This is a genomic window from Kitasatospora sp. NPDC004240, assembly GCF_053603215.1.
The window spans coordinates 1-26,225 of record NZ_JBSGFD010000023.1 but is presented as its reverse complement, the minus strand read 5'-3'; the positions used below and the strand labels follow the sequence as shown (position 1 = coordinate 26,225).

The following is a 26,225-nucleotide window of genomic DNA, read 5'->3' as shown; positions in this document are numbered from 1 at the left end:
GGCAGGCGCCGAGGCGGGCAGGCGCTCAGCGCGGGCGGATCGGCGGCAGCCGGTAGCTGCCGTCCAGGACGGCCGGGCGCGGCTGGTAGAGCCGGGCGATCGGCCGGAACCCGCCCACCGGCGTCGGCAGCCAGTTGGCCGCCTCGTCCGGGTCCTCCGGCCGTTCGTGCTGCAGGTAGAGGGTGACGGAACCGTCCGCGGCCCGCACCAGGCCGGGGGTGCGGTCGCCGAGGGAGAAGCGGCCGGCCGGATTGCCCACCAGGTGCTGGTCCGGCACGCCGTACATGGTGACCGACCAGAAGGCGTCCACCGGTGGCGGTTCGTCGAAGCGCAGCGTGTACGAGCCGGAGCCGGTGAGCGGGTGGCCGTCGGCGTCGTCGAAGGTGCTCGCGTACACCGCCTCGTACGCGTGGTTGCCCCAGAGCGCGGCGCGGGCGGCCACCGCCCGGGTGAGGTAGGCGGCACGGCGGTCGGGGATCCGCCACTCGGGCTCGTTCCGGGTACCCGGACCGAAGTGGTCGAGGTTGTAGTCGAACAGGTGCAGGTTGGCGCTCCACTCGCCCGGCGGGTGGTCCTCGGACGGCAGGGTGGCGGCCTCGACCCGTTCCCGGCCGGCCGCCATCCCGCGGGCCAGCGCGGCGGACCACTCCGGCGCGGCCGCCCGGTACGGCGAGACGCCCTCGTCCAGCACGCCGAGCGGGGCGAAGCGGCGCTGGTAGTCGCGGTCCGGGGCGGCGGGCGGGAAGGCGGCCGCCCAGAGCCGGAGCCGTTCGAAGAAGGCGAGCTCGGACGGCACGTCCGGGTCGGGTCTCGGCAGTCCGGCGGCGATCCCGCCCTCCTCCAGCGGGCCGAGCGACAGCCCCTGCTGGAACTCGCGCACCCGCGGCAGGTCCTCGGGGCCGTCGCAGGCGGTGCGGCCGACGATGGTCGCCACCGTGGTGGGCGATTCGATCACCCGGTGGTCCTGCGGCGGGACGCCGTGCCAGCCGGGCGGCACGATCAGCCAGTCCTGCTCGCCGGTGCCGGTCGCGCGGCGGCCGAGGTAGGCGAAGTTGTTGGTCCACGCGTCCACGAACTGGAGCACGTAGTACGCGCCGCCGCTGTCCGGGACGTGCAGCACCTGCGGACCCTCGGAGAGGTCCAGCTGGGCGAGGGAGTAGACGGTGTCGTTGTTGATCGAGACGAAGGCGTCGGCGGCGTCGGCCAGCCGGTCGGCGTGGGCGAAGTGGTTGAACGGCGCGGCCGGGACCCCGCCGATGCCCTCGGTGCGCAGGCTCTCGACCATCGTGAGGTCGAACAGCAGGGGGTAGCCGTAGATGTAGGCGTCGGCGGCCAGGGCCTCCAGCTCGGGCTGGTTCATCCGGGGCTCCTTCCACGGGCGGCCGGGTCCTGGCGCGGGATCGGGGGGTGGGCGTGCGGGTGGGGGTGGGGGCGAGCTCGGGGCGGGGGTGTCGGGGCGGTGGCGTCGGGGCGGTGGCGTCGGGGCGGTGGCGTCGGCGAGGATCAGCGGAGCGTCAGCGGGGGGAGCGTCCAACGGCCGTCGAGCACCCGGGCGTCCGGCCCGTACAGGCGCAGGACGAGGGTGAACGGGCCGTCCGGCGCGGGCAGCCAGTTGGCGGAGTGCTCGGCGTCGGCCGGCCGCTTGTGCTGGACGTAGAGGGTGAGGCCGCCGTCCGGGTCGCGGACCAGGCCCGGGGTGCGGTCGCCGATCGAGTAGCGGTCGAGGGTGTTGTCGACCAGCCGGCGGCCCGGCAGCTCGTACATGGTCACCGACCAGAAGAAGCGGGCGGGCGGCAGCTCGTCCGGGCCGAAGCGGAGCAGGTGGTCGTGGTCGCTCGCGTCGGGCGGGCGGTGGCCGGCGCTGTCCGTCACCCACCCGCCGTACCAGGCCTCCTCGGTGGGCAGCCCGTACAGGCCCGTCATCGCGGCGGCGGCCCGGGTGAGGTGGTCGGCGCCGAGCTGTTCGCGGGTGCCGAACGCGCCGGCCGAGTCGCCGAACCCGGCGGCCGCCTCCTCCAGCCGGGCCCGGGCATCGGCGATGCCGCGTTCGATCTCGGCGCGGAACTCGATGGGCAGCGCCGCCGGCTCGAACTCGCCCCGCCCGTCGACGCCGAGGTCGGCGAGGCGCCCGCGCAGGTCCTCCTCGGCGGGCAGCACCGGGAAGAAGCCGAGCAGGAAGTCGAGGAACCCGAAGAACTCGATGGTCTCCAGCACCTCCTCCCGCCAGACCGGCCAGACCGGGTGCGGGGCGGGCTCGGGCGCCGGGGTGCCCGCGTACGCGTGCAGCGGGCGCAGCCGGTACCGCCGCTGGATCGCCGCCAGCTCCTCGACGGCGGCCGGTGAGGTGTCGGGCAGGTGGGTGCGGCCGACGATGCCGACCAGCTGACCGGCGGTGCGGATCACGCCGGCGATGCCGTCCGGCACCTCGCCCCGCCAGCCGGGCCCGGCCACCAGGTGGTCGCCGGCCTGCGGCCCGGTGGCGCGGGAGCCGATGAACCCGGCGTAGGCGGTGTCCAGTTCGTGCACCGGGAGGACGTGGTAGCGGTCCATGGCGGGCACCGAGACCACCCAGGGCTCGGCACGCAGGTCGAGCCAGGCCCAGGAGTACGGGGTGTCGTTGTTGGGCGTGACGACATCGGTGTCGGCCGGGGTGGAGGGCCGCGGATAGTGCCGGAACACGCCGAAGCCGCCGACGTACCGGGGGTCCGCGTCGTCGACCGCCTGCGGGTAGAGCGTCCGGTAGTTCTCCAGGATCGGGTAGCCCCAGATCCACGCCTCGGCGGCGGTGGCGCGGATGGTGGACGGGTCCACGAGTGCCGGGTTGCCCATGCTGTCGTTCTCCCCTGCGCCCGTCGCGTGCCCGTCGGCTCCGTAGCCCGACATTTCGGACCTTCTGGAACGGGATGCTATGCGGGGGCGCGGGGGTCAGCACCTCGGCGGGAGCGGACGGCGGGTGGGGCGGGCCCGGGTGCACCCTCCCCGCCCGCCGCCCATGACCCGCCCACCCCCGCCGCGCTCAGCGGCCGCGCTCAGCGGCTGCGGCGCGTGACCAGCTCCGCGAGGGCGAGCAGTTCGTCGGCCGCCGAGGGCTCCGGGACCGCCGTCGCGAGCTGGGCGATGGCCGCGGCCATCCGCTCGCAGGACTCGCCCTGCGCCCAGCCGCGCCCGCCGGCCGCCTCGACCGCGGCCGCGCAGCGCGTCAGCTCCTCCGGGCTGAGCGGACGGTCCAGCGCGTACAGCCGGGCCAGCTCCCCACCCTCCGCCGTGCCGGAACCGAGCGCAGCCACCACCGGGAGGGACTTCTTGCGGGCGACGAGGTCCGCCCCGACCGGCTTGCCGGTGACCGCCGGATCGCCCCAGATGCCGATGAGGTCGTCGATCAGCTGGAAGGCCAGGCCGATCTCCCGGCCGAAGCCGTCCATCGCCTGCGCGGCCTCACCGTCCCCGCCCGCGTACAGCGCGCCCATCGCGCAGGCCGCGCCGAGCAGGGCACCCGTCTTGGCCTCCGCCATCGCCAGGCACTCGTCGAGCGAGACGTCGCTGCGCTGCTCGAAGGCGCAGTCGATCTGCTGGCCCTCGCAGAGCTCGACCACGCAGTCGGTGAGCCGGCGGGTGGCCTCCCGGGCGGCGGGGTGGGCGTCCTCCGCGAGCAGGCGCAGGGCCAGCGAGTGCATGGCGTCGCCGGCCAGGATGGCCTCGGTGGTGCCGAACACCCGCCATGCGGTGGGACGGTGACGACGCGTCTCGTCACGGTCGATGACGTCGTCGTGCAGCAGCGTGAAGTTGTGGACGAGCTCCACGGCGGCCGCCGCGGCGGTGACGGAGGCCGGGTCACCGCCGAGGGCCTGGGCGGCGGCGAGCACCATGGCCGGTCGGATGGCCTTGCCCGCCGGGGCCTCGGACGGCGAACCGTCGGCCTCCCACCAGCCGAAGTGGTAGCCGGCGACCCTGCGCATCGACCCGGGCAGGGTGTCGACGGCGGCGCGCAGCACCGGGTCGACCAGTCGGCGGGCCCGGGCCAGGACGTCCTCGGCCTCGTGGCCCTCCCGGTGGTCCCGTTCCAGCGTGAAGATTCCCATGGTTCCTCCCCCTCGTGTGATGGCCGGGCGGCGCCGCCGGGTGGGGCGGCGGCGCTGCCCGGTCGAGCGCCGCCCGGACCACCGTCGGCACTCGTGTCGGCGGGCCTCGGCGGGCCCGCTCCGGTCAGTCCCTGGAGCGGGCGATGTCGACGTTCTCCAGAACGCCGATCGCGTCGGGCACCAGAACGGCCGCGGAATAGTAGGCGCTCACGAGATAGGAGATGATCGCCTTCTCGTCGATCCCCATGAATCGGACCGAGAGGCTCGGCTCGAATTCGTCCGGGATTCCGGTCTGGTGCAGTCCGATGACGCCCTGGTTGTCCTCACCGGTCCGCAGGGCGAGGATCGAACTGTTCCCGCCGACGACCGGGATCTTGTTGCACGGGAAGACCGGCACCCCGCGCCAGGCCGTGACCTGCTGGCCGTGGACCTCGACGGTGTCCGGGTACAGACCGCGCCGGTTGCACTCGCGGCCGAAGGCGGCGATGGCCTGCGGGTGGGCCAGGAACATCTTGGTGCTGCGCCGGCGGCTCAGCAGCTCGTCCATGTCGTCCGGGGTGGGCGGGCCGGAGTGGGTCTGGATCCGCTGGTCGTACTCGGCGTTCGCCAGCAGCCCGAACTCCGGGTTGTTGATCAGCTCGTTCTCCTGGCGCTCGCGCAGCGCCTCGACGGTCAGCCGGAGCTGGTGCTCGGTCTGGTTCATCGGCTGGTTGTAGAGGTCGGCGACCCGGCTGTGCACCTTGAGGATCGTCTGCGCGACGCTCAGCTCGTACTCGCGCGGCCTGAGCTCGTAGTCCACGAAGGCGCCGGGCAGCTCGACCTCGCCCTGGTGGCCGGCCGAGAGGCTGATCGCCGCCTCGCCGTGCTTGTTCTGCGCCTGCTGGAAGCCGGCCAGGTACTCCATGATCTGCAGCTGCAGGGCCTCGGAGCGGTCGGCGAGCTCCTGGAAGGCGGGCCAGGAGAGCGCCATCACCGTGCCGGAGGTGGCGGCCTTCACGGTGTACGGCCAGGTGCCGTCCTCCTGGCGGAGGGCCTCGTCGCCGAGGTGGTCGCCGTCGGCGAGGGAGCCGACCACGGTCTGCTCGCCGTATTTGCCGGTACCCAGACGGTTGAGCTTCCCGTACGCGATGATGAAGACCTCGTCGATCGGGGCCCCCGCCTCGACCAGCACCTCACCGGTGGAGAACTCGCGTTGGGTGAAGCGGCTCGCCAGCTCCTCCAGCACCGCGTCGTCCCCGAAACCGCGCAGCACCGGCACCTCGCGCAGGGTGGGCGGCACGATCCGGATCCCGGACCCCTCCCGCACGAGGCTCACCCGGCCGCGGCCGACCGCGTGGCGCAGACGACGGTTGACCCGGTACGTACCGCCGGAGACCTGGACCCACGGCAGCATCCTCAGCAGCCACCGGGGGCTGATCTCCTGCATCTGGGGCGCGGACTTGGTGGTCGTCGCGAGATTCCGCGCGCCGGCCGTGCCAAGGCTCTGCTGGGCCGGCTGCGGGCCGCCCGGCACAGGAATGCCGACGTTGGTTTCGGTGGACATGAGGAACCCTTCGCATACCTGATGAAGTGTCGCCTTGCGACAATCATGGTGGGCCCATTCGAAGGTGACTCGCAATCACTCTTTCGAGTGGTATAGATATCCGAACAAATAGTACGACTGGATCACATGATCGATATTTATTCGCTCATGGGTTCGGCATATATTCGAAAACGCCATCGAGTGACATGCTCCGGCGGTCCGCCCTCGACCCCCACCCGCCGTTCACGCCCACGCCACGGGCCGCTAAGGTGCCGCCTCAAAGGGCCACGGGGCGAGTCGCCGTAGGGCACTGATACCGCACCCCGGCGCGCCCTCTCCCCTCGTTCACCCCTGCCCAGGGAGATCCCCGTGAGCGCCCCCGTACGCGTCTGGCTGAACCGCACCTACGCCGAGAACGTCTTCTTCATCGAACTGCTGCGCGCCGCCCCCCGCCCGGTCGAGGTCATCGCCACCCATGCCGACCCCGACTCGCCGGTCCTGGCCGCCGCCGACCTCGGCGCCCTGGAACCCGACGGCCTCACCCCCGACGCCTACGTCGCCTTCGCCCTCGACTTCTGCGCCCGCAACTCCGTCGACGTCTTCTTCCCCCGCCTCAACCAGCTCGCGATATCCCTGCATCGGGAGGAGTTCGAGGCGGTCGGCACCGCCCTGGCCTGCCCGCCGGCCACCGCGATCGCGGCCTTCGACAGCAAGGTGGACGGCTACGCGGCGATGGCCGCCGTCGGCCTGCCCACCCCGCCCTGGTGGCAGGTGCGCACCGCCGACGAGTTGCTCGCCGCCGTCGCGCGGATCGAGGACGCCGGCGGCACCGCCTGCCTCAAGCCGGTCTCCGGCGCGGGCGGCGAGGGCTTCCGGGTGCTCACCCGCGAGCCCTTCGGCCTGCACCGGCTGGCCGGCTGGGACTCCCGGGTCCAGGTCGACCAGGTGGTGTCCGCGCTGCGGGCCGGCGACCGGGAGGTCGACCTGCTGGTGATGCCCTACCTGGACGGCCCCGAGGTTTCGGTGGACTGCCTCGCCGACCGGGACGGCACCGTGCTCGCCGCCGTCGGCCGCAGCAAGCACCGCCGCCGCCGCACCTTCACCACGGCGGAGCGCTACCTGGAGCCCGCCCGCCGCCTGGTCGAGTCCACCGGCATGGCCTTCCTCTCCAACGTCCAGTTCCGCCACCTGGACGGCGAGCCGGTGGTCATCGACGTCAACACCCGGCCCTCCGGCGGGCTGCACCAGCTCAGCCTGTGCGGCCTCAACCTGCCTTGGAACGCCGTCCAGTTGGCGCTCGGCGAACGGCCGGACACCCACCCCGGCCGGACCGCCGGCAGCCTCGCGGGCGCCGAGTACACGGCCGAGTACACACTGGTCGCGGCGATCCATCCGGTGCCGCCCCGGCACCTGCCGTCCGCCCGCGAGCTGCTCCCGGCGGGCCTCGGCGCCGCCACCGCCGCGGTCGCCCTCGCGGACGTCCCGGCCGTGCCGGTACGGGCAGCGCTGGGCGAGCCGGTGGGCGCGGGCCTCGGCGAGCCCCGGCTGGCGCTCTGAAGCCCGGTCGGCCCCCTGGGGCCCGGCCGGGACGACTCCCGCTCTAGAGGGGCCCGTTCCAGTCCAGCGTCGGCTCCAGCACACCCTCCAGGGTGAGCAGCCAGCGCTTGACCTCGATCCCCACCCGGCCGCCGCCGAAGCCGCCGATCCCGTCCGCCGCCACCACCCGGTGGCACGGCACCAGCAGCGCGACGGGGTTGGCGGCCATCATCTGCCCGACCGTGCGGGCCGCCAGTCCCGGCTCGTCCACCTCTCCGAACGCCCCGCTGCGGACGGCCAGTTTGCCGTAGGTGACGGTGCTTCCGTACGGCACGCCCTGCAACAGCGCCTGCAGCACGGCCCGGTGCGGCCCGGTGCTCAGACTCCAGTCGATCGGCAGCCCCAACTCACGGCGGCGGCCGGCCAGGAACTCACCGATCCGGCCGGTCACCGCGCCGATCTTCGCCTCGTCGGTGCAGCGCGGCAGCTCGCCCTCGTGCCCCAGGTAGCCCGCGGCGGCGACGCCCCGCGGGGTCACCGCGATGTGCATCGGCCCGCTGGGCAGCGGGGTCTGCACGGTGATCCAGGACATCGACGACCTGTCCGCCATCGGCACGCTCGGCCCCCCGTCGTCCACCCCGGCCGCCGTCCACGACGACGCGGGCAGGGCACGCGCCGGCCGCCCGCCCCGCGCGCCATCGTACGGCGGGCCGGTCCCGGGGCGCCGGGGTTCGCCCGGACGTGCGGTCGTCGTCAGAGCCGGCCCTTCAGCTCGGCGGCGAGCCCGCGCGTCCACCGCACGAGCTCGGCCCGGTCGGCCGTCCGGCCCTCGCACAGCGCGCTCAGCTGCGCGTCGTTGAGCCGGTTCGGCCCGGGGATCTCCAGCAGGTACGCGATCTCGTCCAGCACCGTGACGAGCCGCTTGGCGTCCGTGTGGTCCATCACGACCGCGGCCTCGTGGTGGCCGATGGTGAGCGAACCGGGCATGACTGCACCTCCTCCGTGCACACCCCCGCCACCTCCACGGTACGGCCGGCCCGGCGGCCCCGCCCACCGGGGCGAACGCCCCTCCGGGCCGCCCCTGCGCCGGCGGAGCGCGACCGCCCGGCTCCCCCCTCCACCTGGCCGGCCGCGCCCGCCTCTCCTACCGCCGCGCCGCCGAGCTCCTGGCCGCCCACACCCGCCCGCCGGCCCCCGCCGACCGGCCCTGAACGCTCCGTCAACTCCGCACCACCTGACCACCCCCGGCCCCTCGCCCGCCCCGGAACACGACGAAGGGCCGGCCCCTGGATCCCAGGAACCGGCCCTCGTCACGTACTGCACCCGAGCCCCCTGTCGGGTTCGAACCGACGACCCCCGCTTTACAAGAGCGGTGCTCTGGCCAGCTGAGCTAAGGAGGCAATGGTGACCGTCCGCGACGGATCACGGCGGCACCGGGGGAAGTCTACCGGGCCGGGGTGGGGAGGGGGCGGGATATCCGGGGCGAAGGTCGGGAGGGGTGGGGTGGGTGGGACGTGATGGAACCGATGCCGAATTCGGCGGGGATGGGGGCTGACAAGCGGGGAAAGCGCGGGTAGCGTCGCGGGGAGTTGGTTCGCCCGGTGGTTCAGACCAGTACGGAGCGGGCCGGCGGCACGACAATCCAACCTTTACTCGGATCGTCCGGCACGTTCCTGCCGGTGAAGGAGAGCACAGTCATGGCTTCTGTGACGTACGACAAGGCCACCCGTGTGTACCCGGGTGCCTCCAAGCCCTCGGTCGACGGGCTGGACCTGGAGATCGCGGACGGCGAGTTCCTCGTCCTGGTCGGCCCCTCGGGCTGTGGCAAGTCCACCAGCCTGCGCATGCTGGCCGGCCTGGAGGACGTCAACGCGGGTGCGATCCGCATCGGTGACCGCGACGTCACCCACCTGCCGCCGAAGGACCGGGACATCGCCATGGTGTTCCAGAACTACGCGCTGTACCCGCACATGACCGTCGCGGAGAACATGGGCTTCGCGCTCAAGATCGCCGGCGTCAACAAGTCGGAGATCCGCACCAAGGTCGAGGAGGCGGCGAAGATCCTCGACCTCACCGACTACCTGGACCGCAAGCCGAAGGCGCTCTCCGGCGGTCAGCGCCAGCGTGTCGCGATGGGCCGCGCGATCGTCCGCGAGCCGCAGGTCTTCCTGATGGACGAGCCGCTGTCCAACCTGGACGCCAAGCTCCGCGTCTCGACCCGCACCCAGATCGCGGGCCTGCAGCGCCGCCTGGGCATCACCACCGTGTACGTCACCCACGACCAGGTCGAGGCGCTGACCATGGGCGACCGCGTCGCGGTGCTCAAGGACGGCCTGCTGCAGCAGGTCGACAGCCCGCGCACCATGTACGACAAGCCCGCCAACCTCTTCGTGGCCGGCTTCATCGGCTCGCCCGCGATGAACCTGGTCGAGGTGCCGCTGGTGGACGGCGGCGTGAAGTTCGGCGGCTCGGTCATCAACATCTCCCGCGAGGACCTGGCCGGCGCCGGCACCGACAAGACCGTGACCGTGGGCATCCGCCCCGAGCACTTCCAGGTCGTCCCGGGCGGCGGCCTCGAGGGCGTCGCGGTGACCGTCAACGTGGTCGAGGAGCTCGGCGCGGACGGCTTCGTGTACGGCACCACCTCGGTCGGCGGCGTGGACAAGGACCTGGTCGTCCGCGTGCACGGCCGGCAGATCCCGCAGCGCGGCGAGACCATCCACGTCGTGCCGGTCGCCAACGAGACCCACGTCTTCTCGACCACCACGGGCGCCCGCCTGAGCAACTGACCGACCCGCGCGCACCACCGAGCCCCGTACGGACCCGCCCGGTCCGTACGGGGCTCGGCCGCTTCGTGCCCCCCCGGGGGAGGGACGTGCACGGAGCGCGCGTCAACTCCGTGACGGGACGAACCCGGACATCGGTCACTCGATGGTGTAACGGAGGGCGATACCGGCCGCACCCAGCGCTACTCTCGCCGGTGTGAAGCAGCTTGTGCGCCGCATCGGCCAGACCGTCGCCCTGACCCTGCCCGTCGTCCTGGTGACCACCGGCACCCTCGCCGTGACCAGGGTGCCGTGGGCTCCGCCGACCGCGCTCGACCAGCAGGTGGTGGCCGCCTCCAGCGAGGACGGCGCCGCGATCGGCCGCGCCGGCACCGCGAACCGGCCGGCCACCGACGGGCTGGCGCCGAAGGACGCGCTGCGGGTCGTCCTGCTGGACGAGCTGCGCGCGCACACCCCGGCCACCGCGCTGGACCTGCTGGAGCGGTCGATGCGCGAGCAGCCTTCGCTCACGCCGTACTGCTCCTCGCTCGCGGTCGAGCTGGGCAGGGCCGCGGTGCGCAAGTACCAGGGCGACGTCCAGCGCGCCCGGTCCTACGCCCGCCCGGTCTGCGACGGCTCCTTCGCCACCGGCGCGGCCGGCTGACCCGCCCCGAGCCGCCCCGACGCTCCGGGCCACCCCACGCCCGGCGCCCCCGGCGCCCGTACCCCCGCTGAGCTGCGCCCTCCGCCGCCCCGTCCGCGGAGCCGGGCGAACCCGCCCGGCGGGGGCCCCGGCGCCCCTATTGTTCAGGCATGACCGCTGACAGCACGCCTCCGCAGCCCGTGCCGCTGCCCCAGCCCCCGGTCCTCGTCACCCAGGCCGTCATCCTGGCCGGCGGACAGGGCTCCCGGCTGCGGCCCTACACGGACGACCGGCCGAAGCCGCTGGTCGAGATCCCGGGCACCGGCACGCCGATCCTGGGTCACCAGCTGGCCTGGCTGGCCTCCGAGGGGGTGACCGACGCGGTCATCTCCTGCGGGCACCTGGCCGAGGTGCTGCAGGAGTGGCTCGACAAGGCCGACCTGCCGCTGAACGTGCGGACCGTCGTGGAGGCGGAGCCGCTCGGCCGCGGCGGCGGGCTCAAGTACGCGGCGCGCGCGCTGCCCCGCCCGGACGAGCCCTGGTACGCCACCAACGGCGACATCTGGACCCGTTTCAGCCTGCGCGACATGGCCGCCTTCCACCACGAGCGGGACGCCGTCGCGACGCTCGCGCTGGCCCGGCCGCGGATCCCGTGGGGGGCGGTGGAGACCGACCAGTTCGGCAACGTGCTGGACTTCATCGAGGCGCCGCCCTCGCCCTTCCTGATCAACGCGGGCCTGTACGTCTTCAGCCCCGGCTTCACCGAGCTGCTGCCGGACGTCGGCGACCACGAGCGCACCACCTTCCCCCAGCTGGCGCGCGGCAAGCGGCTCGCGGGCTACCAGCTGCCGCAGGGCGTGTACTGGCGGGCGATCGACACCGCGAAGGACCTCACCGAGGCCGCCAAGGAGCTCGCCTCCAACGCCGGCCGCACGCCCCAGTAGGCCGGAAGCCCGACCGGGTCCACGAGCCGTGGAGCAGGCCCGGTCAGCCGCCCGTACAGGCCCCCTGAGCCGCACCACGAGGAACCGGCCGGGTGCCCCCAGGGGCACCCGGCCGGTTCCGTTCCCGTCCCGCCGCGCGTCAGGTCGCCGTGCCGGCTCCCGGCCGGGCGTCCCGGTCGGGGGTGCCGGCCAGCCCGCCGATCGGGCCGCTGCCGAGCAGGCCGCCCAGCACCCCGGAGCCGCCGCTGGGGCTCGGCCTGGGCGCCGTGCCGCTGGGCCCGGTGGTGGTGCGCGGCGCGGGCGAGGACCCGGCCGGGGTCGACCCGCCGGCCGCGGGGGACGCACCGGCGCCGCTCTCCGGCTTGGCGGAGCGAGCCTTGCCGCTCGGCGTCGTCGAGGCCTTGGGCGCGGCCGGCGCGGTGGACTGGCCACCGGCCGCTCCGCCGGACGACGGGGTGGCCGGGCGGGACGGCGTCGGCGAGTGCGAGACCGGCGGCGCATTGCGGTCCGGGCCGCCCGAGGGACCGGAGCCCGGCCAGACCGGGGTGCCGTAGTCGGTGGCCGGACGGGTCGGGGCCGGCTGCGGACGGCCGCCGGTGCGGACCGCGGCGCCCAGCAGGGAGCCGAGCAGCAGGGTCATGCCGACCACCACCGCGGTGACCACCGAGCCCCGGCGCAGCACCCGGCGGCGTACGGCGGCGGGCGAACCGGAGCCGTGCCGCCGCCAGGCCTCCAGGTTGAGCCGCCCGTCCAGCGAGCCGAAGGGCGCGCCGGCGATCAGCAGCGGGCTCCAGGCGGCCAGGAAGATCAGGTCGGGTGTGTCGTACGCCGGCCCGGCCCGCCAGCCGACGGTGAACAGCAGCGCGGCGGAGAGCAGCATCGCCGCCCCGGCGGCGAACCGCTGCCAGAGGCCGAGGATGGTGAGCACGCCGACCACGATCTCGGTGAACGACACCGCGAGGCCCGCGCCGACCGGGTGGGCCATCGCGAAGTCGAGCAGCGGTTCGGCGACCTTCCACGGGTGCAGCGAGGAGAGCCAGCGCATCATCGAGCCGCGGTCGCCGCCGTCGAAGTACACCGGATCGCAGAGCTTGCTGAACCCGGCGTAGACGGAGAGCGAGCCGAGCACGACGCGCAGCGGCAGCAGCACCAGGCCGAGGTCCACCCGGCGGCCGGGGTACCAGGCGTGCCGGGAGTCGCCCCCGGTCGCGGAGACCTCGGGCAGCTCGCCGCTGGGGGTCCAGCCCTGGGGCGCGCCGACCGGGCCGACGCCGGCCTCGGTGGCGGTGCCGGCGCCCTCGCGGGGCTGGCGCGGGACGGTCCGGGCGCCGCCGTACGGCGGGAGCACCTGGGTCTCCGCGTCGACCGCGCCGCCGGGGTGACCGCCCGCCAGGACGCCGGAGCGCCCGCCGGTGCCGACCCCGGCGCCGATCGGGGTCGGCGCGCCGGTCAGCCGGACGGCCTCCAGCAGCCGGGTGGCCGCCAGGTCGCCGGGGGCGGTCTGACCGGTCCAGGTGACCGCGGTGACCCGGCCCTTGCGGCGGGGCGCGCCCGTCCCCGCGCCGGCGCCCGCGAGCGCCGGGACGGCCGAGGCGGGGACGATCACCTGGGGGGTGACCAGCGGACGGCGGATCAGGCCCTGTCCCGCGTACGGGTCGCCGAACGCGGCGCCGGACGACAGCAGCGCGGCGGGGGCGTCCAGCAGCGGCGCCACCGGGGTGGCCAGCCGGAGCCGGAAGCTCGCCTGGGTACTGCTGAGGCGCGAGGGGTCGGACGGCACCTTGACCGTGTAGAGGCCGGGGCCCGCGTCTATCCCGGTGCTGCCACCGCCCAGCAGGGGGCGCCGAGGTGTTCTGGTGTCCACACCCGTCTAACCGGGTGACACCCGGTTAGGACACTCTCCCGGGTGGATTCCCGGCGCGCCCTTGAAATGATCATGAGAAAAGCGATCGGGCCCGGTCAGGCCCGATCGCTTTGCCGCGAAGTCCCGGCACACTCCGCGCGTCCGCCTCCCGGACGCGCTCCGCCGTGCTAGACCGCCGACGCCTCGACGGTGCTCAGCCGGCCGGGCACCTCAGCGCTTGGCACGCAGCCGGGCCGCCTCGTACAGCACGACACCCGCCGCGACACCGGCGTTCAGCGACTCGGTCAGGCCGGACATCGGGATCCGCACCAGCAGGTCGCAGGTCTCCGAGACCAGCCGGGACAGGCCCTTGCCCTCGCTGCCCGCGACGACCACGACCGGGCCGGTCAGCGCCTCCAGGTCACCGATCTCGGCCTCGCCGTCGGCGGCCAGGCCGACCACCATCAGTCCGGCCTTCTGGTACGCCTCCAGGGCCCGGGTGAGGTTGGTGGCACGGGCCACGGGCAGTCGGGCGGCGGCGCCGGAGGAGGTCTTCCAGGCACCCGCGGTCATACCGGCCGCGCGGCGCTCGGGGATGACCACGCCGTGTGCGCCGAAGGCGGCGGCGGAGCGGACCACGGCGCCCAGGTTGCGCGAGTCGGTGACCCCGTCGAGGGCCACGATCAGCGCGTCCTGGCCGGAGTCGGCGGCCTCCTCCAGCAGGTCCTCGGGGTGCGCGTACTCGTACGGCGGGACCTGGAGCACCAGGCCCTGGTGGTTCATCCCGCCGGTCATCTGGTCCAGCTGCGCGCGCGGGGCCTCCATCAACGGGATGCCGCGGTCGTTGGCGGCCTGGAAGGCGTCGCGCACCCGGTCGTCGGTGTCGATGAACTGCTGGACGTACAGGGCGTTGGCCGGCACGTCGCCCTGGAGCGCCTCGACCACCGAGTTGCGGCCGAAGACCAGTTCGGCGGCACCCGCGCCGCCCCGCCCGCCCCGGCCGCCACCGCCGGCGCGGCGCATGCCGGCCCGGGCCTTGGCGTCCCGCTCACGCTTGATCGCGGCGTTGGCGGCGCGCTGCTTCGGGTGACCCTTGCGGGCCTCGCCGGGCGGGGTCGGGCCCTTGCCCTGGAGACCCTTCCGGCTGTGGCCGCCGGTACCGACACTCGCGCCCTTCTTCGACCCGGGGTTGCGGCGGTTCCTGCGCTGGCTGTTGCCGGCCATGGCTGTACTTCCTGTCTCTTCTCGTCATACGGACGGGCCGCACCGTCGCCACGGTACGGCCCACCCTCACCCGTCGAGTGCGGGCTACTGGTTGTTGATCGTCCAGCGCGGGCCGGACGGGGTGTCCTCGATCGCCAGCCCGGCCACGCCGAGCTGGTCGCGGATGGCGTCCGCGGTGGCGAAGTCCTTGCGGGCCCGGGCCGCCTGCCGCTGGTCCAGGACCAGGCGGACCAGCGAATCGACCACGCCGTGCAGGTCCTCACCGCGCTCGGCGCCGGCCCAGTGGGGGTCGAGCGGGTCGAGGCCCAGCACTCCGAGCATCGCACGGACCTCCGCGAGCCGCGCCACCGCGTTCTCCTTGTCGTCCGCGGTGAGGGCGCTGTTGCCCTGGCGGACGGCGGTGTGCAGGACGGCGAGCGCCTGGGGCACGCCCAGGTCGTCGTCCATCGCCTCGGCGAAGGCCGGCGGCACGTCGGACGCGGGCTCGACCGGCCCGCAGCGCTCGACGGTCCGCTGGATGAAGCCCTCGATCCGGCCGAAACCGGCCTCGGCCTCGCGCAGCGACTCCTCGCTGTACTCGATCATCGAGCGGTAGTGCGGGGCGGCCAGGTAGTAGCGGAGCACGATCGGCCGCCAGCGCTGCACCATCTCGGAGACCAGCACCGAGTTGCCGAGCGACTTGCTCATCTTCTCGCCGCTCATGGTCACCCAGGCGTTGTGCACCCAGAAGTTGGCGAAGTCGTCGCCGAACGCCTTGGACTGGGCGATCTCGTTCTCGTGGTGCGGGAAGATCAGGTCGAGCCCGCCGCCGTGGATGTCGAAGGCCCCGCCCAGGTACTTGTGCGCCATCGCGGAGCACTCCAGGTGCCAGCCGGGACGGCCGCGGCCCCACGGGGTCTCCCAGCTCGGCTCGTCGGGCCGCGCGGCCTTCCACATCGCGAAGTCGCGCTTGTCCCGCTTGCCGGTCTCGCCCTCGCCCTCGGGCTGGAGCAGGTTCTCCAGCTTCTGGTTGGAGAGCGCCAGGTAGCCGGGGTACGACCGCACGTCGAAGTAGACGTTGCCGTCGGCGGCGTAGGCGTGGCCCCGCTCGATGAGCCCGCGCATCATCTCGATCATCTCGGGGACGTGCCCGGTGGCCCGCGGCTCCACGGTGGGCGGCAGGCAGCCGAGCGCCGTGTAGCCGTCGTTGAACGCCCGCTCGTTGGCGTAGGCGATCTGCCACCACGGGATGCCGGCCTGCCGGCCCTTGGCGATGACCTTGTCGTCGATGTCGGTCACGTTCCGGGCGAAGGTCACCCGGTAGCCGCGGTGGGCGAACCACCGCTGCATGATGTCGAAGTTCAGGCCCGAGCGGATGTGCCCGATGTGGGGGGGCGCCTGGACGGTCGCGCCGCACAGGTAGATCGAGACACAACCCGGTACAAGCGGGACGAAGTCGCGTACCTGGCGGGTGCTGGTGTCGTACAGGCGAATGCTCACAGCGTCAAGCGTAGTGGGCGGCAAGGGGTGCCCCGCGACATTCCGGAATGTCAAGGGGATCACCGGGCCGATATCGGGGCGCGTCCCGCCGGAGCCGCCCGTCCCGGCCACCCCGCCGGTGCCGTGGCCGCCCGCCCGCGGCGGCCGCTGAACGACCGTCACCGGGCGGCGCTCCCGGCCCGGTCGCGCACGGGGCGCGTCCGGGCCGGCGTACGGCTCAGCGCCGCTCGTACACCAGGGCGGTGGCGATCGCCGCCAGCCCCTCGGCCCGGCCGGTCAGGCCCAGGCCGTCGGTGGTGGTGCCGGAGACCGACACCGGGGCGCCGGCCGCGGCCGACAGGGCCGCCTGCGCCTCGTCCCGGCGCTTGCCGATCTTCGGGCGGACGCCGATCACCTGGACCGCGATGTTGCCGATCTCGAAGCCGGCCTCCCGGACCAGCCGGGCCGCCTCGCCGAGCAGCTTCGCCCCGGAGGCGCCGGACCACTCGGGCCGGTCGGTGCCGAAGTGCGCGCCGAGGTCGCCGATCCCGGCGGCCGAGAACAGCGCGTCGCAGGCCGCGTGGGCGGCCACGTCGGCGTCCGAGTGCCCGGCCAGGCCGTACTCGGCGCCCGGCCACTCCAGCCCGGCCACGTGCAGCGGCCGGCCGGCCTCGAAGGCGTGCACGTCGGTGCCGACGCCCACGCGGGGGATCACGGGGTCAGAAGCCATCGGAGGCCCTCCGGCGGGCGAGTACGGCCTCGGCGAGCACGAGGTCCAGCGGACGGGTCACCTTGAACGCCTCCTCGTGGCCGGGCACCACGACCACCCGGCCGCCGAACCGCTCGACCAGGCCGGCGTCGTCGGTGACCGGGGGCAGGTCGGTGCCGGCGGTCTCCTCGGCGAGCGCCTTGGCGTGCACCTCGGCCAGCACGGCGCGGCGGAACCCCTGCGGGGTCTGCACGGCGCGCAGGGTCGCCCGGTCGGGCGTGTCCAGCACCGGCTCGGGACCGCCGGGGCACGGCTCGACCCGCTTGACGGTGTCGGCCAGCGGTACGGCGGGCACCACGGCCTCGGCCCCGGCGCGGACGGCGGCCGCGACCGCGTCCACCACCTCGACCGGGACCAGCGGGCGGGCGGCGTCGTGCACCAGCACGACCTCCACCTCGGCGGGGATCGCGGCCAGGCCCAGCCGGACCGACTCCTGCCGGGTCGAGCCGCCGGCGACCACCCGGACGTCCTTGTCGTCCAGCCCGTGGCCGTCCAGCAGGGCGACCACCTCGGCCACGCCCTGCGGCGGGGCGGCGACCACCACCAGGCCGACCGCCCGGCTGCGGGCCAGCGCCCGGACGGCGTGCACCAGGAGCGGCACCCCGCCCAGTTCCCGCAGGGCCTTCGGGGCGCCGGGCCCCAGTCGCTCACCGCGTCCGGCGGCGGGCACCACTGCTGCTGCGACTGCTGCTGCGGTGTTCAGGTTTCACTCCTTCGGCGAAGTGGGTATGGCCATGGCGTGCACGACGGGCGCACGGACCCCTTCCGAAGACCACCGGTCCACCGGCGCCCGCAGAAACGCTCCTCCGACCCGTCCGATCCCGGCGGCGCGACCCGTGCCGCGGACACCGCGGCCACCTGGGCGGCCGCCGTACGACCGGGCGCGGGGTGTAGGCCGGTACGGCCGTCCGGACACGCCTCAGCGCCCGAGGTGCCACTGCACCACTCCCGGCCACGTGGACCGGTGAGCGGCGCGCCGGCATCCGGGCGCTGCGAGCATGGTGGGCGAGAGCCCCGCACTACGAGGCGAGCACCTCGTCGAGCAGCGTCTCCGCCTTGTCCTCGTTGGTGTTCTCGGCCAGCGCGAGCTCACTGACCAGGATCTGACGAGCCTTGGCGAGCATCCGCTTCTCACCGGCCGACAGACCGCGCTCGCGCTCGCGACGCCAAAGGTCGCGCACAACCTCGGCGACCTTGATAACGTCACCCGAGGCGAGCTTCTCGAGGTTCGCCTTGTAGCGACGGGACCAGTTGGTCGGCTCTTCGGTGTACGGTGCGCGCAGCACCTCGAAGACCCGATCCAGACCCTCCTGGCCGACCACATCGCGCACGCCGACGAACTCCGCGTTCTCGGCGGGCACGCGGAGCGTCAGGTCTCCCTGCTGCACCTTGAGCACCAGGTAGGTCTTGTCCACACCTTTGATCTGGCGAATTTCGATGGCCTCGATCAGCGCGGCCCCGTGATGGGGGTAGACCACCGTGTCGCCAACCTTGAACGTCATGTGACAGGACCCCTTCCGTGGCTTTCCAGAATAACACGCCTTTCGGCCCACCCGAAGAGCGTTTTCGCAGGTCAGGGCAGGTCTCGGGGCTTGACAAGGACCCCCATGACGTGCTGCGACCGATGTTCGAGGGCGGCTTCCCGCAGGTCGGAGGCCGTTCCGGCGCCTGCCGAAACCCACGGCAACACTCCCGAAACCGCGATTGGATCTTGGGCTTTCACCGTTTATCGGGCCGTTTCCGGATCGTTATCCGATCTTGGTCGGGTCCGGGCGCGCCGGACCCGGGGCGTCCCCGAACGGTTCGGACGCGCCCTTCCCCCGTCCGGGGCGCCGGCGGCACCGCCCGATCCGCCGACCGGGTGTCCCGGGACGGCGCCACCGCGGCGCGCCGGGCGAAGCTCGGCGCGACACGGGACCTCCCCCGTGAGGAGCGCATAAGGGTGGTCGATAATCTGAGACCTGACCATCCGACACGTGAACTAGGAGAAGCCGCCGCCGTGAGCCGCAGCCTTCGACGCGGCAGCATCGCCGCCCTCGCCGCCCTGGCCATCGCCCCGCTGTCGTCCTGCGCGGCCGGCAACACCCCGGAGACGCTCCAGATCAAGCCGGACAACGTCTCGGCGACGCTGAGCCCCAACGTCCTCCTCAACAACATCGTCGTCGTCACCCCGGAGCAGGCCGCGGGCGAGCACGCCGGCCCCGCCACCGTGGTCGTCAACATCGCGAACAGCGGCCCGGTGCCGGTCGAGCTGCAGTCCGTCACCGTGGGCACCGGCTCCGCCGCGACCTTCACCGACGAGAAGGGTGCCGCGGTGCCCGCGATCCTCGTCCCGGCCGGCGGCTCGGTCGCGATCGGCGGCAAGGGCAACCCCACCGCGCAGCTCGCCTCGGCCAGCGTGCACGTGGGCGGCTACGTCCCGACCGTCTTCACCTTCAAGACCGGCAAGGTCGAGGCCGAGGCCGCGGTCACCACCGACAAGGGCCTCTACAAGGGCTACGGCCCGACGGTCGCCCCGGTCGCCCCCGCCGTCCCGGCCACCACGCCGAGCCCGGCCGCGGTCCAGACCCCGGCGGCCGGCCAGTCCCCGGCGGCCGTGCCGACCAAGCCCGCCGGCTCCCCGTCCGCCCGGTGGCGCCGCCCCGCGGCCGCCAGCCGGTCGAACTCCGCGGCGTCCAGGGCGCCCTCGGCGAGCTCCAGGGCGTAGCCGCCGCCCCGGGACACCAGGATCGCGGTGGCGTCGCCGCCGACGGCGCCGATCGCGGCCCGCAGTTTGGAGACGTGGTTGCGCACCACGGCGCCGACGGAGGCCGGCGGGCTCTCCCCCCAGACCAGGCGGGCCAGTTCGCCGGCCGTCACGACCTGCCCGGCGCGCAGCGCGAGGACCGCCAGCACGGCCTGCCGCTGCCCGGAACCGGCGGGCACGTCCCGGCCGCCCTACCGGACCCGCACGGGCCCCAGTACGGAGACCCGCAGTCCCTCCACGCCCCCGCCCCCTCCCCCGTCGCCGGACACCTGCCCTCGCCGGGCACCCGCCGGTGCGACGGCTTCGGCGGAATTGTCCCATGTCCGCCCGGTCCGCCCGGTCCCGTCATCCGGCACCGGGCGCCCGGCGACGCGCGGAACGGGTAGTTTGACCCGACTCGTTCACCGCCGCCCGACCGCGGCGGCCGGGACGACGGCGACGGACGGACGGACGGACGGAAGACGCGTGACCAACCTTCGGATAACCCTGCTCGGCCCGGTACGGGCGTGGCGCGGCGACGCCGAGTTGCCGCTCGGCCCTGCCCAGCGGCAGGCGGTACTGGCCATGCTCGCGGAGGCCGACGGCCGCACGGTCACCACCGGGGAGCTGATCGACGGCCTCTGGGGCGAGGAGCCGCCCAACCACGCCGTCGCGGCGATCCGCAACCACGTCTCCCGGCTGCGCGCCACGCTGGAGGAGGACCGCGGCGCGCCGCGGACGCTGGTCTCGGCGGGCGGCGGCTACGCCCTGCGGCTCGCGCCCGACGCGACCGACCTCGCGGTCCTCCAGCGGCTGACGCGCGAGGCCGCGCGGCTCCGCGCCGAGGGCGATCCCGCCGGGGCCGCGGCCCTGCTGCGCCGGGCGCTGGAGCTGGGGACGGGCACGCCGCTGGCGGGCGTCCCCGGCGGCCATGCCGAGCGGCAGCGGGAGCGGCTGGCCCAGCACCGCCTCACCGTCCTGCACGAGCGCCTCGAACTCGATCTGGAGCTCGGCCACCACACCGAGCACCTGGACGAACTCACCGCCCTGGTCGCCGAGTTCCCGCTGCACGAGGGGTTCGCCGCGCTGCTGATGACGGCGCTGCACCGCAGCGGCCGGCGCTCCGAGGCGCTGGCGGCGTTCGCCGGGGTCCGCCGCGCCCTGGACGGCGGGCCGGGGGTCGAGCCGACCCGCGCGCTGCGCGAGCTGTACGAGCGGATCCGGCAGGACGGCCCCGTACCGGCCGACACCCGGGCCCCCGATCAACTCCCGGCCGAGGCGACGGAGTTCACCGGCCGGGAGGAGCTGGCAGGGGCCCTGGTGCGACTGGTGGAGACGCCCTCGGCGTTCGCCCCCACCATCGTCGCGGTGGCCGGCATGGGAGGCGTCGGCAAGACCGCGCTGGCCGTCCACGTCGCCCGCAGGGTGCGCCACCGCTTCCCCGACGGGCGGCTCTACGTCAACCTGCGCGGCGGCCGCCCCGACCCGATGGAGCCCGGCGCGGTGCTGGCCCACTTCCTGCGGTCCCTGGGCGTGCCCGAGGGCGCCGTCCCCGAACGGACCGAGGAGCGCTCGGCGCTGTACCGCTCGCTGCTGGCCGAGCGCCGCGTCCTGGTCGTCCTGGACGACGCCCGTGACCTCGCCCAGCTGCGCCCGCTGCTGCCCGGCTCCGAGCACGGCGCCGTCCTCGTCACCAGCCGTTCGGGGCTGCTCGGCCTGGCCCCCACCCGGCAGGTCGACCTGGACGTCCTGGAGCCGGAGGAGTCGCTGGAACTGTTCTCCCGGATCGCCGGCCGCCACCGGGTCCGGGCCGAACCCGAGGCCGCCCGTGAGCTGCTCGCCGCCTGCTGCCACCTCCCGCTGGCCATCCGGATCGTCGCCGCCCGCAGCGCCCTGCGCCGGGACTGGTCGCTGGAGGCCATCGGCGCCCGGCTGGCCGACCGGCGGCAGCGGCTGGCGGAGCTGAGCCTGCACGACCTCGCCGTGGAGGCCTGCTTCCGGCTCAGTTACGACCAGTTGCCGCCCGGTGCGGCGCGCGCCTTCCGGCTGCTGGCCGTCCCGCAGACCGCCGACCTGTCCCTGCCGGCCGCCGCCGCGGCCCTGGACCTCGACCAGCAGGACGCGCTCGACGTCCTGGAGGACCTGGTCCACGCCGGGCTGCTGGAGTCCCCCGCGCCCGACCGGTACCGCTATCACGACCTGCTGCGGCTGTTCGCCCAGGCCCGGGCCGAGGCCCTGGACGCCCCTCGGGAGCGGGACGCGCTGCTCCTGCGGATGGTCGACCAGGCCGTGGCCACCGCCGCCGAGGCGTACCGCGCCGTACGGCCCGGCCACGCCGTCCCCGAGGTGATCGGGACCGTGGCGGGGCTCGCGACGGCGCTGCCCGACCGCGCGGGCGGCCGCCGCTGGCTGGACGAGGAGGACGGCAACCTCCTGGCCCTGGCCGAGCAGGCCCTCGGCGTCGACGGGGCCCACCGGGCCGTCGCCGACCTGCTGCTCGCCGTCGACCCGCACCTGGAGAACGGGTTCCGGTGGCGCGCGCTCATCGGCGTCTGCCGCCGCACCGTACGGCAGGCCGCCGACCGGGGCGACGCCCGCGCCGAGGGCCGGGCCGGCTACATGCTCGGCGGCGGCCTGATGCAGCTGGGCCTGCTGGACGAGGCCGAGCCGGTCGCCGCACGGGCCGTCGAACGGGCCCGGGCCTGCCGTGACCTGCCCGTGCTGGCCGAGGCGCTCAACGTCCGCGCGATGATCGCCCATCTGCGGCGGCGCACCGAGGAGTCGCTGGTCCTGCACGCGGAGACGGTCGGGCTGGCCGGCGAGTGCGGCAGCGTCTGGACCGAGGCGAACGCCCTGGCCACCAGCGTCGTCTGGCACCTGGCGCTCGGCGACCCCGGATCGGCCGAGCGCGCCGCCGAACGGAGCCTCGCCCTGTTCCGGGAGCTCGACGACCCCTTCGGCGAGGTCTACGCGCTGCACTCGGGCGGGCGGGTGGCCCGCGGCCTCGGCGAGCCCGACCGGGCAATCGCGCTGCACGAACGGGGACTGGCGCTGGCCGGTGTCCACGGCTTCCCGGTGTTCGGGCCGTGGGCACTGCTGAACGTCGCCGGCTGCCACCTGGACGCCGGCCGCCCGGCCGAGGCGGCGGAGCGGGCCGGGCAGTCCGTGACGGCCAGCCGGCAGCTGTACCGCCAGGACATCGAGGCGGCGGCGCTCGACCTGCTCGCCCGCAGCCGGGCCTCCGCGCCCTGACCGTGGGTGACCCGCGGCCGATACTGCGCGCCCTGGCCCTGCGTCATCCACGGCCGGGCCGGGCTCCGGGCGCGGTCAGTCCGACGGCGCGAGCGCCCCGGCCAGCCCGGGGCGTCCGTCGATGCCGAGCTTCCCGTAGACGTGGGTGAGGTGCACCTCCACGGTGCGCAGGCCCACGAAGAGGTGCTGGGCGATCTCGCGGTTGGTCATGCCGCCGGCCGCCAGGCCCGCCACCCGGTGCTCGGTCGGGGTGAGCGCCCCCACCCCGTGGAACGTCCGGGTGCGGGGGCGGTCGCCGGCCGCGCGGAGCTCCTCCAGGGCCCGGTCGGCGACCAGGGCGGCCCCGCAGCGGTGGGCCGCGGTGACGGCCTCCTTCAGGCGTTCCCGGGCCTCGGCCACCCGTCCGGCGCGGCGCAGCTGGGCGCCGAGGTCGCCCAGGGCCTGGGCGTGCCGGGCGCGTGCCGGGGTGCCGGCCAGGGTCCGTACGGCCTCGCGCAGCAGGCCCAGCCCGTCGGGGCCGGTGGTGGCGAGGGCGAGGGCGCGCAGGGCCGCGCCGACGGCCTCGGGCGCGCCCCAGCGCCGGGCGAGTTCGAGTTCCTCCGTGGCCAGCGCGTGGGCCCGGCCGTGCTCGCCGAGCGCCACCTCGGCCAGGGCGGCCTCGGAGCGCCAGGGGTAGATCCACGGGCAGCGCATGCCCCGGGCCTCGGTGCGCCGGCCGCACTCGCGGAAGTCGGCGAGCGCCTCCCGCGGCCGTCCCTGGGCCGCCCGCAGCCGGCCGCGGATCAGCTGGGCGTAGTCGTTGATCCAGTGCCCGTTGAGTTCGGCGGTCAGGCCGGCGCGTTCCAGGACCGCCTGCGCCTCGTCGAGCCGGCCCTGCAGCACCAGCGCGTCGGTCAGGGTGGCCGCCGCCAGGGCGCTGTGGATGTGCCGGGGGTCGACGCCGATCTCGCCGAGCTCGGCCAGCGCGGCCCGCGCCTCGTCCTGGCAGTCCGTCAGGCGGCCGAGCTGGCCGTAGACGTTCGCCCGGATGACGCGGCTGTGCGCGAGCGTGAAGGCGCAGCCGCGGGTACGGGCCTGCTCGACCGCCGCGTCGGCGTGGTCGAGGGCCAGTTCGGTCTCCCCGGTGGCGCCGAGGAGGAGGACGGCGCCGGAGTAGACGAAGGACTCGTCGTCCGCCGGGTTCATCCCGTGGGTGAGCGCCTGCCGGACGAGGGTGACGGCCTCGGCCGGTGAGCCGCCGCGCAGGATCGCGCGCAGGCCGAGCAGCGCCGCCAGCGGACGTTCGGCCGAGGTGCCGGCCGCGTCCTGGGTCCGCAGCCCGGTCAGCCGGGGCAGCACGCCGGGTGCCGACTCGGCCTGGTGGAGGCCGGCGTAGATGTGGTCGACCTCCAGCCGCAGGGCGAGGCCGGGGTCGTCGGCGCGCAGGGCGGCGGCGGTGCGTTCGAGCACGCTCAGCCCGTCCGGGTAGCGGTCCAGGGCGAACAGCGCGCCGGCCAGGCGGCGGGCCGCGGCGGCCCGCTCGGCGGGGTCGTGGGAGAGCTCCAGGCCCAGCCACAGGTTGCGGACGGCCTCCGGGACGTCGTAGGTGAGGCCCGCCTCGCCCAGCCGGATCACCAGGGTGGCCCGCACCTCGTCCTCCAGCGGCTCGCGCAGCGCGCGGCGCAGCAGCTCGGCCGCCCGGTCGGCGGCGCCCGCCCGCATCGCCTGCGCGGCGGCGCGCTCCAGCACCTCGGGCACCCAGGGCAGGCCCAGCGGCGCGTGGAGGGCGTGGACCGCGGTCCGTTCGCACGGGACACCCTGGGCGAGCATCAGTTCGGCGGCGCGGACGTGCACGTCCTGCCGGGCGCTGGGCAGGACGTCGGCGGCGAGGGCGACCCCGATCACCGGGCAGACGAAGCCTGCGGCGTGCCCGGTGCGGCGCATCAGGCCGGTCCGCTCCAGGGCGTGCACGGCGTCCTGGGCCGCCGCGTCCGGCAGGCCGGTGGCGGCGGCGACCACGTCGAGGGCCGGGGTGCCGCCGAGCACGGCGACCGCCTGGGCGACGGCCGCCGCGTGCGGCCCCGCCGTGCTGACGAGCGGGTGCAGGGCCCGGCCCGCGTCGGCCGGGACGAAGCGGGTGAGCCGGGCCGCGGTCCGCTCGTCGGGTCCGTTCCCGGCGGCCTTGATCGCGCGCAGCAGGGTGTGCAGCAGGTACGGGTTGCCCGCCGTCGCGGCCCGTACGGTCTCGCGGAACCCGTCGTCCCCCGGCTCGCCGAGGAGTTCCTCGGTCACGGCGGCGACGGACTCCTCGTCGAGGGCGGTCAGCGCGATCCGGTGGCGGAACAGCGGTGCCAGCCGTCCGAGGAGGTCGGGGTCGGCGGTCGCCGGTGCGGGGCCGACGGTGGCGACGACGGTCACCGGCAGCCCGTCGGCCCGGCGGAGCAGCCGCTGGAGCCAGAGCAGGGAGGCCCGGTCGGCCCACTGGAGGTCGTCGACGCCGATGACCAGGCGGCCGCGGGCGGCGAGCCGGGCGGTCAGCCGGTGCAGCAGGGCCGGTGTCACCACATCCGGCGTCGCCGCGGCCGGTGTCACCGCGGCCGGGTCGCCGACGGGGGTGGCCGGGGTCGCGGGGTCGTCGGGCCACCGGAGTCCGGCGGCGGGCGGGGCGTCGGGGTCGTCGCCGGCGCCGAGCAGCACCGGTTCGAACAGCTGGCGGGCGACGCCGAGTTCCAGGTCCCGCTCGGAGGGGTCCGCCCAGGCGGACAGGACGGTGGCGCCCTCGCGCCGGGCCCGTCCGAGCGCCTCGCGGAGCAGCGCGGTCCGGCCGGTGCCGAAGCCGCCCTGGATCAGGACGAACGTCCCGTCCGCCGCGTCCTGTCGCAACAGCCCCTCCAGTGCGTCGAGTTCGCCGTCCCGACCGATCAGCAGGGGGTCGTCGGAGCGGCGGCGCGGCGCGGCGGTGACCGGCCCGGCGCCGCGGAGGCGGGGGTGGGAGTGGGGATGGGGGCGGGCCGGCGGGGACGGACGGGTCGTCGTGGGGGCGGGCTTCGGGGCGGGGAGATCAGGCATCGGTGCTCAGGGTGCTGGTCGGTGGTCCGGGCCGGCCGGTGGCCGGCGGACCGGCCGGGTCGTACGGGTCGACGGCGACCCGCCCGATCCGGCCGGACCTGCATCCTGTCGGGCGCGTGTAATCGCCCGATAAGTCGTCCGTCCCCGCCTCAGTTCTCGTCGGCGGGCAGCTTCGACATGATCAGGTTCATGACGGTGCTGTCGGCGAGGGTGGTGGTGTCGCCGACCTCGCGGCCTTCGGCGATGTCGCGCAGCAGGCGGCGCATGATCTTGCCGGAGCGGGTCTTGGGGAGTTCGGCGACGACCTTGATCTGCTTGGGCCTGGCGATCGGGCCGAGGGTGCGGGCGACGTGGGCGCGCAGGTCCTCGGTCAGTTCGGGGCTCTCGGTGGCGGTGCCACGGAGGATGACGAAGGCG

20 protein-coding genes, 1 tRNA gene and 1 pseudogene are annotated in these 26,225 nt (G+C 74.9%); 6 read left to right on the top strand and 16 right to left on the bottom strand.

Features of this window, described 5'->3' with window-relative positions:
* Positions 1-25 precede the first annotated feature (25 nt).
* From ACWEQL_RS09225 to ACWEQL_RS09210, 4 genes are all read right to left on the bottom strand, one after another.
* Entirely contained in the window at positions 26-1,360 is a 1,335-nt protein-coding gene (locus tag ACWEQL_RS09225; RefSeq protein ID WP_452149566.1) for a DUF1254 domain-containing protein, read from the bottom strand.
* Between the two features lie 143 nt (positions 1,361-1,503).
* Positions 1,504-2,883 (bottom strand): DUF1254 domain-containing protein, encoded by a 1,380-nt coding sequence (locus ACWEQL_RS09220; RefSeq protein ID WP_452149565.1) that lies wholly within the window; start codon positions 2,881-2,883, stop codon positions 1,504-1,506.
* A gap of 146 nt (positions 2,884-3,029) precedes the next feature.
* Positions 3,030-4,079 carry a family 2 encapsulin nanocompartment cargo protein polyprenyl transferase gene (locus ACWEQL_RS09215; RefSeq protein ID WP_452149564.1) on the bottom strand — a complete coding sequence of 350 codons (1,050 nt, stop codon included), beginning with the start codon at positions 4,077-4,079 and terminating at the stop codon, positions 3,030-3,032.
* Between the two features lie 124 nt (positions 4,080-4,203).
* On the bottom strand, positions 4,204-5,622 hold the full coding sequence (locus ACWEQL_RS09210) for a family 2B encapsulin nanocompartment shell protein (protein WP_452149563.1): 1,419 nt from the start codon (positions 5,620-5,622) through the stop codon (positions 4,204-4,206).
* 348 nt (positions 5,623-5,970) lie between these two features.
* Here ACWEQL_RS09210 and ACWEQL_RS09205 point away from each other — a divergent pair, with 348 nt between their 5' ends.
* The gene (locus ACWEQL_RS09205) at positions 5,971-7,158 is read left to right on the top strand and encodes an ATP-grasp domain-containing protein (protein WP_452149562.1); all 1,188 of its coding nucleotides are present in this window, start codon (positions 5,971-5,973) and stop codon (positions 7,156-7,158) included.
* 43 nt (positions 7,159-7,201) lie between these two features.
* Here ACWEQL_RS09205 and ACWEQL_RS09200 read toward each other — a convergent pair whose 3' ends face one another.
* The 3 genes from ACWEQL_RS09200 to ACWEQL_RS09190 form a co-directional block, all read right to left on the bottom strand.
* Positions 7,202-7,729 (bottom strand): methylated-DNA--[protein]-cysteine S-methyltransferase, encoded by a 528-nt coding sequence (locus tag ACWEQL_RS09200; RefSeq protein WP_452149561.1) that lies wholly within the window; start codon positions 7,727-7,729, stop codon positions 7,202-7,204.
* A 161-nt stretch (positions 7,730-7,890) separates the two neighbouring features.
* Positions 7,891-8,124 carry a hypothetical protein gene (locus ACWEQL_RS09195; protein ID WP_452149560.1) on the bottom strand — a complete coding sequence of 78 codons (234 nt, stop codon included), beginning with the start codon at positions 8,122-8,124 and terminating at the stop codon, positions 7,891-7,893.
* A 339-nt stretch (positions 8,125-8,463) separates the two neighbouring features.
* Positions 8,464-8,537 (bottom strand) — tRNA-Thr (locus ACWEQL_RS09190).
* A gap of 297 nt (positions 8,538-8,834) precedes the next feature.
* On the opposite strand from ACWEQL_RS09190, the gene ACWEQL_RS09185 reads away from it, so the two are divergent.
* The 3 genes from ACWEQL_RS09185 to ACWEQL_RS09175 all read left to right on the top strand — a co-directional run bounded on the left by ACWEQL_RS09185 (position 8,835) and on the right by ACWEQL_RS09175 (position 11,489).
* Positions 8,835-9,926 carry an ABC transporter ATP-binding protein gene (locus tag ACWEQL_RS09185; RefSeq protein WP_452149559.1) on the top strand — a complete coding sequence of 364 codons (1,092 nt, stop codon included), beginning with the start codon at positions 8,835-8,837 and terminating at the stop codon, positions 9,924-9,926.
* A 193-nt stretch (positions 9,927-10,119) separates the two neighbouring features.
* Entirely contained in the window at positions 10,120-10,566 is a 447-nt protein-coding gene (locus tag ACWEQL_RS09180; RefSeq protein ID WP_452149558.1) for a hypothetical protein, read from the top strand.
* A gap of 149 nt (positions 10,567-10,715) precedes the next feature.
* Positions 10,716-11,489 (top strand): nucleotidyltransferase family protein, encoded by a 774-nt coding sequence (locus ACWEQL_RS09175; RefSeq protein WP_452149557.1) that lies wholly within the window; start codon positions 10,716-10,718, stop codon positions 11,487-11,489.
* A gap of 139 nt (positions 11,490-11,628) precedes the next feature.
* Here the strand turns inward: ACWEQL_RS09175 and ACWEQL_RS09170 are convergent, their stop codons facing one another.
* The 6 genes from ACWEQL_RS09170 to ACWEQL_RS09145 all read right to left on the bottom strand — a co-directional run bounded on the left by ACWEQL_RS09170 (position 11,629) and on the right by ACWEQL_RS09145 (position 18,285).
* Positions 11,629-13,353, bottom strand: coding sequence for a DoxX family membrane protein (locus tag ACWEQL_RS09170; RefSeq protein WP_452149556.1), 1,725 nt, complete (start codon positions 13,351-13,353; stop codon positions 11,629-11,631).
* Between the two features lie 210 nt (positions 13,354-13,563).
* Entirely contained in the window at positions 13,564-14,556 is a 993-nt protein-coding gene (rlmB, locus tag ACWEQL_RS09165) for a 23S rRNA (guanosine(2251)-2'-O)-methyltransferase RlmB (RefSeq protein WP_452149555.1), read from the bottom strand.
* A gap of 84 nt (positions 14,557-14,640) precedes the next feature.
* Positions 14,641-16,035: a cysteine--tRNA ligase gene (gene cysS, locus ACWEQL_RS09160; protein WP_452149554.1), complete on the bottom strand. Its 1,395-nt coding sequence runs from the start codon at positions 16,033-16,035 to the stop codon at positions 14,641-14,643.
* Positions 16,036-16,252: 217 nt separating this feature from the next.
* Positions 16,253-16,744: a 2-C-methyl-D-erythritol 2,4-cyclodiphosphate synthase gene (ispF, locus tag ACWEQL_RS09155; protein ID WP_452149553.1), complete on the bottom strand. Its 492-nt coding sequence runs from the start codon at positions 16,742-16,744 to the stop codon at positions 16,253-16,255.
* A complete protein-coding gene (gene ispD / locus ACWEQL_RS09150; protein WP_452149588.1) occupies positions 16,734-17,486 on the bottom strand; it encodes a 2-C-methyl-D-erythritol 4-phosphate cytidylyltransferase in 753 nt (250 codons plus the stop codon). The genes ispF and ispD overlap by 11 nt, the downstream gene beginning before the upstream one ends.
* A gap of 316 nt (positions 17,487-17,802) precedes the next feature.
* The gene (locus tag ACWEQL_RS09145; RefSeq protein WP_030244332.1) at positions 17,803-18,285 is read right to left on the bottom strand and encodes a CarD family transcriptional regulator; all 483 of its coding nucleotides are present in this window, start codon (positions 18,283-18,285) and stop codon (positions 17,803-17,805) included.
* A 497-nt stretch (positions 18,286-18,782) separates the two neighbouring features.
* Here ACWEQL_RS09145 and ACWEQL_RS09140 point away from each other — a divergent pair, with 497 nt between their 5' ends.
* Complete coding sequence (locus ACWEQL_RS09140) at positions 18,783-19,490, top strand: DUF461 domain-containing protein (RefSeq protein ID WP_452149552.1); 708 nt, start codon at positions 18,783-18,785, stop codon at positions 19,488-19,490.
* A gap of 50 nt (positions 19,491-19,540) precedes the next feature.
* Here ACWEQL_RS09140 and ACWEQL_RS09135 read toward each other — a convergent pair.
* Positions 19,541-19,642, bottom strand: a pseudogene (locus tag ACWEQL_RS09135) (hypothetical protein); the annotation flags it as partial.
* Positions 19,643-19,994: 352 nt separating this feature from the next.
* Here ACWEQL_RS09135 and ACWEQL_RS09130 point away from each other — a divergent pair.
* A complete protein-coding gene (locus ACWEQL_RS09130) occupies positions 19,995-22,760 on the top strand; it encodes a BTAD domain-containing putative transcriptional regulator (RefSeq protein ID WP_452149551.1) in 2,766 nt (921 codons plus the stop codon).
* Positions 22,761-22,835: 75 nt separating this feature from the next.
* Here ACWEQL_RS09130 and ACWEQL_RS09125 read toward each other — a convergent pair whose 3' ends face one another.
* Together ACWEQL_RS09125 and ACWEQL_RS09120 are read right to left on the bottom strand one after the other, a co-directional pair.
* Positions 22,836-25,808 (bottom strand): AAA family ATPase, encoded by a 2,973-nt coding sequence (locus ACWEQL_RS09125; RefSeq protein ID WP_452149550.1) that lies wholly within the window; start codon positions 25,806-25,808, stop codon positions 22,836-22,838.
* 149 nt (positions 25,809-25,957) lie between these two features.
* The coding region (locus ACWEQL_RS09120) for an AMP-binding enzyme (protein WP_452149549.1) at positions 25,958-26,225 on the bottom strand (268 nt) is incomplete at its 5' end.

Excerpts from the sequence above, each read along its gene's own strand:
- ACWEQL_RS09210 (WP_452149563.1), bottom strand. The coding sequence starts at position 5,622 with ATGTCCACCGAAACCAACGTCGGCATTCCTGTGCCGGGCGGCCCGCAG.
- rlmB (WP_452149555.1), bottom strand. The coding sequence starts at position 14,556 with ATGGCCGGCAACAGCCAGCGCAGGAACCGCCGCAACCCCGGGTCGAAG.
- ACWEQL_RS09125 (WP_452149550.1), bottom strand. The coding sequence starts at position 25,808 with ATGCCTGATCTCCCCGCCCCGAAGCCCGCCCCCACGACGACCCGTCCG.
- ACWEQL_RS09225 (WP_452149566.1), bottom strand. The coding sequence starts at position 1,360 with ATGAACCAGCCCGAGCTGGAGGCCCTGGCCGCCGACGCCTACATCTAC.
- ACWEQL_RS09200 (WP_452149561.1), bottom strand. The coding sequence starts at position 7,729 with ATGTCCTGGATCACCGTGCAGACCCCGCTGCCCAGCGGGCCGATGCAC.
- ACWEQL_RS09185 (WP_452149559.1), top strand. The coding sequence starts at position 8,835 with ATGGCTTCTGTGACGTACGACAAGGCCACCCGTGTGTACCCGGGTGCC.
- ACWEQL_RS09220 (WP_452149565.1), bottom strand. The coding sequence starts at position 2,883 with ATGTCGGGCTACGGAGCCGACGGGCACGCGACGGGCGCAGGGGAGAAC.
- ACWEQL_RS09195 (WP_452149560.1), bottom strand. The coding sequence starts at position 8,124 with ATGCCCGGTTCGCTCACCATCGGCCACCACGAGGCCGCGGTCGTGATG.
- ACWEQL_RS09145 (WP_030244332.1), bottom strand. The coding sequence starts at position 18,285 with ATGACGTTCAAGGTTGGCGACACGGTGGTCTACCCCCATCACGGGGCC.
- ispF (WP_452149553.1), bottom strand. The coding sequence starts at position 16,744 with ATGGCTTCTGACCCCGTGATCCCCCGCGTGGGCGTCGGCACCGACGTG.
- ACWEQL_RS09215 (WP_452149564.1), bottom strand. The coding sequence starts at position 4,079 with ATGGGAATCTTCACGCTGGAACGGGACCACCGGGAGGGCCACGAGGCC.
- ACWEQL_RS09175 (WP_452149557.1), top strand. The coding sequence starts at position 10,716 with ATGACCGCTGACAGCACGCCTCCGCAGCCCGTGCCGCTGCCCCAGCCC.